This is a genomic window from Haloferax sp. s1 (genome assembly GCF_058382125.1).
This window is the reverse complement of record NZ_JBZRPK010000597.1, coordinates 1-8,936: the sequence shown is the minus strand read 5'-3', so window position 1 is coordinate 8,936 and position 8,936 is coordinate 1. Positions and strand designations below refer to the sequence as shown.

8 protein-coding genes are annotated in these 8,936 nt (G+C 62.0%); 2 read left to right on the top strand and 6 right to left on the bottom strand.

What is annotated here, in order from left to right:
• From QT222_RS11980 to QT222_RS11970, 3 genes are all read right to left on the bottom strand, one after another.
• On the bottom strand, window positions 1–580 hold a 580-nt coding region (locus tag QT222_RS11980; protein ID WP_491477304.1), incomplete at its 3' end, for a metal ABC transporter substrate-binding protein.
• A gap of 249 nt (window positions 581–829) precedes the next feature.
• Entirely contained in the window at window positions 830–1,744 is a 915-nt protein-coding gene (locus tag QT222_RS11975; RefSeq protein ID WP_004060841.1) for a DMT family transporter, read from the bottom strand.
• 191 nt (window positions 1,745–1,935) lie between these two features.
• Window positions 1,936–3,363 carry an FAD-dependent oxidoreductase gene (locus tag QT222_RS11970; protein WP_491477303.1) on the bottom strand — a complete coding sequence of 476 codons (1,428 nt, stop codon included), beginning with the start codon at window positions 3,361–3,363 and terminating at the stop codon, window positions 1,936–1,938.
• A gap of 174 nt (window positions 3,364–3,537) precedes the next feature.
• On the opposite strand from QT222_RS11970, the gene QT222_RS11965 reads away from it, so the two are divergent.
• Window positions 3,538–4,125, top strand: coding sequence for a hypothetical protein (locus QT222_RS11965; RefSeq protein ID WP_004060843.1), 588 nt, complete (start codon window positions 3,538–3,540; stop codon window positions 4,123–4,125).
• Window positions 4,126–4,163: 38 nt separating this feature from the next.
• Window positions 4,164–4,619: a hypothetical protein gene (locus QT222_RS11960; protein WP_004060844.1), complete on the top strand. Its 456-nt coding sequence runs from the start codon at window positions 4,164–4,166 to the stop codon at window positions 4,617–4,619.
• 54 nt (window positions 4,620–4,673) lie between these two features.
• On the opposite strand, the gene QT222_RS11955 is transcribed toward QT222_RS11960, so the two are convergent.
• The 3 genes from QT222_RS11955 to QT222_RS11945 all read right to left on the bottom strand — a co-directional run.
• Window positions 4,674–5,057 (bottom strand): high-potential iron-sulfur protein, encoded by a 384-nt coding sequence (locus QT222_RS11955; RefSeq protein ID WP_491477302.1) that lies wholly within the window; start codon window positions 5,055–5,057, stop codon window positions 4,674–4,676.
• Between the two features lie 209 nt (window positions 5,058–5,266).
• Entirely contained in the window at window positions 5,267–7,915 is a 2,649-nt protein-coding gene (locus tag QT222_RS11950) for a heavy metal translocating P-type ATPase (protein WP_491477301.1), read from the bottom strand.
• A gap of 96 nt (window positions 7,916–8,011) precedes the next feature.
• Window positions 8,012–8,936: hypothetical protein (locus QT222_RS11945; RefSeq protein ID WP_491477300.1), on the bottom strand; the 925-nt coding region annotated here is incomplete at its 5' end.

The following is an 8,936-nucleotide window of genomic DNA, read 5'->3' as shown; positions in this document are numbered from 1 at the left end:
CGGTTTCGTCGTGGTGCTCGGTTTCGTCGTGGTGCTCGGTTTCGTCGTGGTGCTCGGTTTCGTCGTGGTGCTCAGTCTCGTTGTGGTGCTCAGTCTCGTTGTGGTGCTCAGTCTCGTTGGTGTGCGTTTCGGGGTCGTCGTGATGGTCTTCCGCATCTGCTCCGTCGTGGCTGTCGTGGACGTGTCCGTCGCCGTCGACTTCGTGGAGGTCCACGTCGGCGGAGATATCGACGGTTGCGATGGTCGAACCGTCGGCATCGAGAGACGTGAGGATATCGTCGGCCCACGGTTGGAAGCCCGTCAGTCCGTGGACGAACAGGTCGGATTCGAGGACCCGCCCTTGAACGTCCGGGCCGGGTTCCCACCCGTGGCCGTGCTGTCCGATTGGAACAAGCGTCTCGGCGCGTGCAACGTCGCCCGCGACATGCCGCGCAACGTCGCCGAAGATGAAGAACGACGCCGTCGCCACCGTCTCCGTAGTGGACTGTGCAGGCGCTCCGGAACCGAGACAGCCAGCGAGACCAGCGGCGGCGGTTCCAGAGAGAGATGCGAGGAACGCACGTCGAGTCTGTGTTCGCATGTATTAATAGAAATCTTGCTCTAGATAATAAGTGCTATTATTTGAGAGCTATTTTTTATTATTCGGGACGAATACCAACGAGTCCGAGAAGAGAGCTCCGTCTCGAGAGGAGAAGTCGTAGACAGCACGCCATTGAAACGTGAGAATTCACTGGCGAGTGAGACGGAGCAAGCGTATAACTTCGAAAGAAGGTGGGTGAGACGGAGCCAAGGATATAACTTCGAAAGAAGATTCGCGATTAACTCTCGCTCAGTTCACCCGAGACCGGACGGAGCCGACCAACTCCCCGAGTGCCCGCCGTTTGATGAGCGCGAATCCGGCGAAGATGGAAACAAATCCGACTGCCGTGAGCGGGTCGATGAGTTTGTCGAGAAACATCCAACTCAGGAGTGTCGCAGAGACGGGTTCGAGGTAGCCGATGAGGTTGATTTGTGTGGGGCCGAACCGAGAGAGGAGTTCGAAGTAGATGAGGAACGCCGCCGCGCCGCTGATGACCGCGAGATAGACGAGCGACCCGACGGCGGTTCCGGTCCACTCGATAGCCGCGAGCGACTCGTTCGTCACAACACCGGTGAGATGGAGCAACGCGGCTCCCAAGAGCATCGCCCACGCCTGAAGCGTCCGGGCGGGAATGTTCGACGAGAACGGCCGAGTCAAGACGGCACCGAGGGCGAAACATGCGGACGCGACGAACACGATGCCGACACCGACCACGTCGCTGGAAAAGAGCGCGTTCGGGTCCGGTTGAGCGACGAAGCCGACCCCGACGAATCCGAGAACGAACCCGACGATTCCGAGTCCCGAGATGCGGTCACCGAAGAGTCCCGTCGCGAACAACGCGGTGAGAACCGGGCCGAGACTGATGACGATAGCCGCGACGGCACCCGGGACGTGCTCCTGTCCGAGATAGAGAAAGGCGTGGTGGCCGCCGATCAGGAGCGCGCCAGCGATACCCACGAGCGTCCAGTCGGTTCGCGTGTGTGGACGCCAGTAATCGGTCGAGACCGCGGCGTATCCGAGGACGATGAGACCGGCGAGGTAGTACCGAAGCGCGGCGAAGTGAAGCGGTGGGAAATACTCCAGCCCGATTTCGATGGCGACGAACGAACTCCCCCAAAGCGTCCCGAGGAGGAGAAATAGACAAGCAGCGACCCTGCCGTTCATCGACACCGCCTCTGAGATTCGAGGGTATCGGACTCGCTCGCCGCCTTCGATTCAGTGCGTTCCGGCCTCGTTGTAGTTTTGTCCAGCACGTGAGCGTATCATTACCACACAATCGATAATAGTCGTTTTGTTCGGAGTAATCTGACCAATCGGATGTGTCATATAGGCTTTCATTTATATCGGCCGTGGGTTTACATCGACCCACGAAGGACCTTGGCCGCGGTCAACACCGGGTCCCAGACGGGACTGAATGGCGGAGCGTACCCGAGGTCCAGTCGTTCGACTTCTTCGACAGTCAATTCGGCAGCGAGTGCTGTGGCGACGGTGTCGATTCTGACGGCGGCGCGGTCGGTACCGACGATACTCCCGCCGAGCAACCGACCCGTATCCCGGTCAGCGACGAGCGTCACGGTCGTCTCCGCGGCACCGGGATAGTAGCCGGAGCGCGAGCCTGCAGTGATAGTCTTCGAGACGGGGTCGAAGCCGGCGTCACGAGCTTCTTCGAGGTCGATAAGCCCGGCTCGGCCACATTCGAGGTCAAACGCCTTCACGACTGACGTTTCGGCGACTGTTCCGACCGGTTCGGGTTCTCCGGCGACGGTCTGTCCGATAGCTCGACCGGCGCGGTTGGCTGGGAGTCCGAGCGTGTTCCACGTTGGTTCTCCGGTGACGGTGTGTGTGATTTCGGCGCAGTCGCCCGCCGCGTAGACGTGTTCGGCGCTCGTCCGGCCGTACTCGTCGATTTTGATTGCCCCGGTCTCGCCGAGTTCGACCTGGCCGGAAACGAGTTCGACGTTCGGCCGGAGACCGATACCGACCATTGCGCCGTCGACGGCCAGTTCCCGCTCGGGGCAGACGACAGCCTCAATGCGGCCCGTGCCGTCGCTTCGGAGTCGCTCGACTGGTTCGCCGAGGTGAAGCGAGACGCCCTGTTCTCGGAGGTGTGCTTCGACCTCCTCGCCGACCGCCTCGCCGAAGGACTTGAGCACGTGACCCGACCGCTGAAACAGGTGCACGTCGAGGTCGTACGCCGAGAGCGCCTCGGCCATCTCGACGCCGACGAAGCCACCGCCGACGATGGCGACCGACTCCGGCGGGGCCATCTCGGCGAAGTGGGTGGCGCGTTCCGCATCGACTAAACCGCCGCCACCGAGGGCGTCGAGCGATGCTTCTTCCGGGTCGGTGAGGAACGACCGAATCGCTGCCGCGTCGTCGAGACCGTGCAGTTTGAACGCGCCGTCGAGTTCGAACCCTTCGATAGGCTCTGTGGTCGCTCTCGCGCCCGTCGACACGAGAAGGTCGCTGTACGGCTGTTCGAACCGCCCGTCCGGCCCATCGACCGTGACGACCTGCCTGTCGGTGTCGACCGCGACGACCTCGTGTTCGCGCCGGAGGTCGATACCCCGTTCTTCGGCCTGTTCGGGCGACAGCGAAAGCAGGTCGGTGAGCTGTTCGACCTCTCCTTTCACGAAGTAGGGCGTTCCACAGTGAGCGTAGGAGACCCACCGACCCTTCTCGAAGACGATAACCTCGCGGTCCGGAGCAATTCGCAAGAATTTGCTCGCGGCGGAGAGACCTGCGGCGTCACCGCCGACGACGACGAATGGCTCGGCAGACATTATTGATAGATGATACGGTCGCCGATACGTAATTTCCCCGGTGGGGTGAGCGGCACGCACAGGCGTGAGACCGCCGAGTCGGCGGAGATGTATGTCGTCGCACCGAAGGCGCAACCTCGCCAGCGGTCGAACCGCGGGACCTTTCCCCGGCGACCGCCACAGTTCGACTGATAAATGCGCGAGGACGAGTTGGCGACGCGTGTGGTTGAACACTTCCGGGCGGCCTTCGACGACGTGGAGATTCATCTCGAAGAGCCGTACGACCACTACGGGAACCGCGGCGTCGCCGACGTGTACATCCGGGTCCGGACCCCCGAACCGGTCGACTATCTCATCGAACTCAAAGCCGATGCCGCCATTCGCCACGCCACGGGCGCGAACGAGATTCTCCGGCAGTATCGTCGCATGGAGCGCTACTTCTACAAGGACAACGAACACCATATTCGCCCGAAACTCGCCCGCGACGGTCCCGGCGTCCACGCGCTGCTCCTGTTCGCACCCACCGAACGCTGTGTTCGACACGTCCGGGAACACAGCGCGCTCTACGAGTCCGTCGACCCCGAAACCGTCGTCGAGGATGTCGCCGCCTCCCGGAAAGTTGCCTTCTTGACGAACCTCGACCGGGCAGCGGAAGGAGAACTCAGCTTCCTTTCTGTGAACAGCGGGCTTCCGGTCGATTCGGACGCGTTTGCGGAAACCGTTCCCGCCGGTTCGCGCCTCGCCGAAGCGCTCGACGAAACACGCGACGGGGCGACCGACTAGCGGACACGCTCATACACCCCCCGTTCGTAAGGGCACCCATGGGAAGGATACGGAAGTCGGTTCGAATCCCGTTGGGCGACCTCCGCCAGCAGGTCGCAGACTCTATCGGTGTCGCAGCGTCGTTGGTCGATATTCACGGGATTCAACTCGAAGACGGGGCGCTCGAAGTCGAGGCGAGTTACCCCGACGGCGAGGACGTGCCGGCCGTCGAACTGTTCGTCACCGACCCCCAAGGAAACACGGAATCGTACGTCACGGAGCTAGACGGGGCGAAGAACCTGCTTATCGCCGGGGAAGACGTACTGGTCGAACTCGTGGACTACGACGCCGAACGCGGAGAAGTGTTTGTCTCGGTGAAACACCGACAGAATGGAGAGATGGTGACCGTCCTCGGATGCGGCGAGCAATGGGTAATCCCAGTCGAACACGACGGCGAAGAACGGTCGGTCCACTGCCGGATTCAGAGTGCCATCGAGTTGAAAAGCGACGCCTGAGAGCCGGTGTTCGCCGCTGGTTAGTCACGACTCAACCGGGATTCAGCTACCTGTCTATCCTTCGTACGCCACGTACGAGACGCAATACCCGTCGGGCGCGACTTTGCCTTCGACAATCGCGCACGCGCCGAGGCCGTCGTCGTTCTTGTCCTCGATGTAGAACCGGCAGTTTGAGCACTGTTGCCCGTCTTTGGGCTGGTCCTGATACGAGACAGCCTCCTGCGAGGAGAGGCTATCGGGGTTTCGTTGGGTCCCGTCGAGAGAGGTCGCAGTCGCGTACGCTGCCGGGACGCCACCGGTCGAGCCTGCCGACGTGGTCGTCGTGGGGGCTTCTGTCTCCGTTTCACCGCCATCGCCGGAACAACCGGCGAGACCGGCCATTGCTGCGGTTCCAGTGAGCCACATGAACCGTCGTCGTGTGCGCTGGTCGTCTGCCATGTTCCGGCCTCAGGTAGGAATATACAAATTGAACATGATGTTTCTCAGAAGGCAGGAATCGAGCAGTGATTGATAGTTGTGTGGGACTATATGGAGGGTCATTAACTGATAAACGTCTGGAAGACAGTTCTGGAAACCGAAATCAGAAAATCGAGTTCTGCGAGGCTACGTTCTGTGAATCGGGGTTGTTCTGAGGCTGATTTCAGAAGCTACTCGTCCGGCCGAATCCGGGCGAGTCGCATCGCGTTGCCTGTCACGCCGAGAGTCATCCCGGCGTCACCCGCGAGAACGGCGAGTGCGACGGTGACGTACCCAAGGGGCACACCAATGGCGAGGACGGCCTTAATCGCGAGCGACGCCCAGATGTTCTGTCGGATGACGTTATTCGCCTGATGGGATAGCTCGTAGAGGTACGGGAGTTTCGAGAGGTCGTCGGCCATGAGCGCGATATCGGCTGTCTCAAGCGCGGTGTCGGTTCCGGCGGCACCCATAGCCACACCGACGGTTGCGGTGGCGAGCGCCGGTGCGTCGTTGATGCCGTCGCCGACCATCGCGACCGACTCGTACTCGTCGAGAAGTCCCTCGACGGCGGTGACTTTGTCCTCCGGAAGCAGGCCAGCGCGGAAGTCGTCGACACCGACCTGTCCCGCGATGGCGCGGGCGGTTCCTTCGTTGTCGCCAGTGAGCATGACCACCGAAAGGCCAAACTCACGGAGTTGTTCCACGGTCGCTCGGGCGTCCGGACGAACCTCGTCGGCGACGGCGACGATACCTTCGATTTCGTCTTCCGTCCCGACGATAACCACCGTCTTCCCCTCGGCTTGAAGACGGGGAATTGTGTCCTCAACGAGATTGAGACAGCCCTGCTTGTCACAGAGTGCGCGAACCTCGTCGGAGAGTGAGTCGGACGCGTCTGTGACGTGGACGTGGCCGAGGTCGAATCCGAGTTCCTCGAAGAATCCGGGTTTACCAGCGAAGTGCGGGATGCCATCGAGGTCGGCGCGGACGCCTTTGCCGGTGATACTCTCGAACTCGTCAATTTCCCGACCGGCGACGCCGTTCCCCTCGGCGTGGGAGACGATGGCCTCGCCGATGGGGTGTTCGCTCCGCGATTCGAGACCGCGGGCGCACCGGAGCACGTCGTCTTCCGAGTACCCGTTGACCGGGACAATGTCGGTGACGGTGAGTTCACCCTTGGTCAGCGTGCCCGTCTTGTCGACGGCGATAGCTTCGACCGACCCCATCGCTTCGAGATGCGTGCCGCCCTTGATGAGCACGCCGTTGCGGGCCGCCGAGGTGATACCGGAGACGACGGAGACGGGCGTCGAGATGACGAACGCACACGGACACGCGAGGACGAGCATCGTGATACCATATACGAACCACGTCACCCAGTTCAATTCGAACGCGAGCGGCGGAATCGCGGCGACGGCGATTGCGACGACGACCATGACCGGCGTGTAGTACGACGAGAATCGCTCGACGAACTGCTCGCGTTCGGTCTTGTTCGCCTGCGCGTCCTCGACCATCGAGACGATGCGCGAGAGCGTGTCGTCGCCCGCGACGGATTCGACGCGAACTTCGAGATAGCCCGCTTCGTTGACGGTTCCGGCGTACACTTCGTCGCCCGGCGTCTTGTCCACCGGAACCGACTCGCCGGTGATAGGGGCCTGATTAACGGCGCTGTCGCCCGAAAGCACGCTCCCGTCGACCGGGATTTTCTCGCCGGGTTTCACGACGACTACGTCGCCGACTTCGAGTTCTTCGACCGGAACGACGGTTTCTGTGCCGTCGCGGCGAACCGTCGCCTCGTCGGGCGAGAGGTCCATCAACTCACGAAGGGAGTTGCGCGTGCGGTCCATCGAGTAGCGTTCGAGGAGTTCGGAGACGCTAAAGAGGAACGCGAGCGTCGCCGCCTCGAAGTAGAGGCTTGTCGGCGACGAGATGAGACTCGCGGTGACGGCGCTGAGAATCGCCACCGACATCAGGAAGTCGATGTCGAGACTCCGGTTCCGCGCCGAGTAATAGCCGTTTCTGAGGATGGCTTGGCCGCCGACGGCGGCACCGACGATGTAGAGCACCTCGGCGAGCGTGAACGAGACACCGAGGACGGACGCGACGACGAGTTCGAGTCCGAGGAGGTACTCGGCGGTGATACCCGCCACGAGGAAGCCGCCACTAATCCAGGTCTTTACGGCGCGGGAACTCCGCCAGACGCTCTCGTGTTCGGTGTCAGCGTCGCCGGTGTCGCCGTCTCCGACGAGTTCGTCAGCATCGGTTCCGGTGACCTCGTAGCCGGCGTTTTCGATGGCGGCGACGACGGTCTCCGGCCGAGCGTCTGCTGCGACGGTGACGACAGCCTTCCCCGTCGTCGGGCGCGTCTCGTAGTCGAGTACGCCGGACGTGTCTGCGAGTGCATTTTCGACCTTCCCCGCACAGGACGGACAGTCCATATCGGGAACCGAGAGTGTAATCCGGCGGGTCGATGGTTCGTCCTCGACGGCGTAGCCTGCACCCTCGATGTTGGTCCGGATATCGCCGACCGTGGTCCGATTGGGGTCGTAATCCACGACGAGGCGACCAGTCGTCACCCGCGGGTCGATATCGTCGATACCGTCGAGTCGGCGGACACTGGACTCGACTTTCCCGGCGCAGGAGGGGCAATCCATCTCCGGGACACCGAACTCCGCGCGGGCGGTGTCGCTACCGGACTTGGGAGGACTCAACTCCTCACCGGAACCGGTCGAAGCCGACGTATCGGCGTCGGCATCGCAGGCACCATCACACCCGCAGTCGTCCGGTGGTGCTGTGGACGAACCCGTCCCGTCGTCCAGGTCACGCCCATCGTATTCGCTCATATGCAGCACTAACCAGTGACCAGTTAATAATTCACCTGTTACTAATCGGCCAAGACATATTGTATATTCACAATCTGAATCGTTTTAGTTAATAACTCACTGCAGGAACGGCGGGGACGCCGTTGGCAGCGAGATGAGCCACAGGCTGATGATAGTGTAGAGAATCATCACGGTGACAAACGGGAACTGGCTTCGAACCGCCTGCATTCGACTCGGGAACGTCCGGTACGCCTGCGAGTGCGCGACCCACACGGCAAAGAGGTGCCCGAAGAGGATGAACACGATGTTCAGGCCGCCGAACCACGCGGGAAGAGTGAGTACAATCGGGTTCGCCGGCGACGACAGCGGCGACGACAACGCCTCGACGAGCATCGGCGAAAGCGAAATCAAGAAGCCGAAGTAGTGCGCGAGATGGTAACCGGCGGCGATAACGAGCAACGGGGGAGCGAATCTGATGGCGAGCGACAGCGGCGTCTCGAAGGTGTCGATTCTGCGGGCTGTTATCCGTGCTGCGAGGACGTAGAGGCCGAGGAAGACACCGAATCCCCCGAGGTAGAGCAGTGCGTAGACGAGAAGTGGTGGGAGTCCAACGTTGACAGCGGCCCTAATACCCGCAGCACCCTGTTCGGTCGTGACGAACCCGCTGAACGTCAGTTCCCAGACGAGAACGACCGTAACCGCAACATCCGCGAGGTCAACGAAGTCGTCGTCGGTGACGAGTCGCATCCCCGGCAAGCGGACCGAGAGACCGTCGTCGTCGAGGCGAATCGGTGCGACCCGTCCGTAGAAGTGGAGGAAGACCGAAACGGGGTCGACTCGGTCGAACCACGTCTCTTCACCGACGAGAACCGCGCCGACGAGCGTGACGATGGTGTAGCCGACGAGCGCCGTTGCGAGGATTTCAGGGCGGCTCGTGACGCTTGTCGCCGTTTCGACCCAGACGAGCGCGAGGATACCCGCGACCGCCGGCCATCGGCCGGGTCGGTCGGGGTACGTGACCGAGCCGCTGGGGATCGCCGCG

Coding starts and splice junctions, on each gene's coding strand:
- QT222_RS11975 (WP_004060841.1), bottom strand. CDS start 1,744: ATGAACGGCAGGGTCGCTGCTTGTCTATTTCTCCTCCTCGGGACGCTT.
- QT222_RS11970 (WP_491477303.1), bottom strand. CDS start 3,363: ATGTCTGCCGAGCCATTCGTCGTCGTCGGCGGTGACGCCGCAGGTCTC.
- QT222_RS11965 (WP_004060843.1), top strand. CDS start 3,538: ATGCGCGAGGACGAGTTGGCGACGCGTGTGGTTGAACACTTCCGGGCG.
- QT222_RS11960 (WP_004060844.1), top strand. CDS start 4,164: ATGGGAAGGATACGGAAGTCGGTTCGAATCCCGTTGGGCGACCTCCGC.
- QT222_RS11955 (WP_491477302.1), bottom strand. CDS start 5,057: ATGGCAGACGACCAGCGCACACGACGACGGTTCATGTGGCTCACTGGA.
- QT222_RS11950 (WP_491477301.1), bottom strand. CDS start 7,915: ATGAGCGAATACGATGGGCGTGACCTGGACGACGGGACGGGTTCGTCC.